At 59.9% G+C, this 1,141-nt stretch carries 1 protein-coding gene; it reads left to right on the top strand.

What is annotated here, in order from left to right; translation table 11 throughout:
- A partial coding sequence (locus NP596_RS21500; RefSeq protein ID WP_256617424.1) for a hypothetical protein occupies positions 1 to 901 on the top strand: 901 nt, incomplete at its 5' end.
- Between the last annotated feature and the right edge of the window lie 240 nt (positions 902 to 1,141).

Here is a 1,141-nt window from a genome sequence, read left to right as displayed (position 1 = left end):
CGTCGCGGATCGACACGCGGCCGCGGGCCGCACGATACGCTACCAGTCGCCGGCTGCCTCGACGATCCGGGCGGCGGAAGTCGCCGAGATGCTCGCGCAATCGGCGGCCAATCCCTTGGGCATTCCGGAGCCGTCGCCGGATCAACTCGAGCAATTATTTTCCGCCTATGCGCCGGTCTGGGTCGTCGATACTCGGAGCGATGACGACCGTATCGGTACGGTCGGCCTCAACGCCGATGGGGAAGCCCGCGTCGATCCGCAAAAACCCGGCGTCTATCGGCTGGCTTCCCATACCCGGTTTGGAAACCGGATTTTACTGCAACTGAATTACCTGATCTGGTTTCCGGCCAGGCCGTCTACCGGCCTGCTGGATATTTACGCCGGGCGCTTCGACGGCTTGATTTGGCGGGTCACCTTAAGAATGGACGGCCAACCGCTGGCTTACGACAGCATCCACGCCTGCGGCTGTTATTACCAGATATTTCCGGGCGTGGGGCTTAAGGTGGCGCAGCCTCGGGACGGCTCGGAACCGATTTTGACGCCGGCGCCTATCCTCGCCCAACAGCCCGGCGAACGGGTGGTGGTGAAAGTCGCGGCGGGCAATCATTTTATCGACGGCATAGCCACGGGGCCGGCGGCGGATTCGGAACCATACGGCTGGCTGGATTACGACACGCTGCGCTCGCTGCCCATGGCCGACGGCGGACACCGCAATCTGTTCGACGAAGACGGTTTACTGCCGGGCAGCGAACGTCCGGAAAGATTTCTGCTGTGGCCCATGGGCGTACCCAGTGCCGGCGCCATGCGGCAGTGGGGCACGCATGCCGTCGCCTTTCTCGGCAAACGCCATTTCGACGAACCCCGGTTGTTGGAAAAACTATTGCGGCCGCTGTGGGAATAGGCGGGCGATATGCCTGGCTAAACGAAATGAGGTGTTGCTTCTCGGCAAAAATCGGTTGACGGCGGTAAGTCGTCACAGTAAAAAAATAGCTGCCGCCGGGAATGTATAAACGCCGGTAACCGCTCATGGTAATGCCGTTCGAGTAACGAAGTCCGGAAAAACGCAGATTATTTTGTAGGCCGGAATAAGCGATAGCGTTTCCGGCATTGCAAGCTAACAAAATTGCCGGAAACGCTATCG

Source organism: Methylomonas rivi (assembly GCF_024505165.1).
In the GTDB taxonomy this organism is placed as follows: Bacteria; Pseudomonadota; Gammaproteobacteria; order Methylococcales; family Methylomonadaceae; genus Methylomonas; species Methylomonas rivi.
This window is presented reverse-complemented; position numbering and strand designations above follow the sequence as displayed.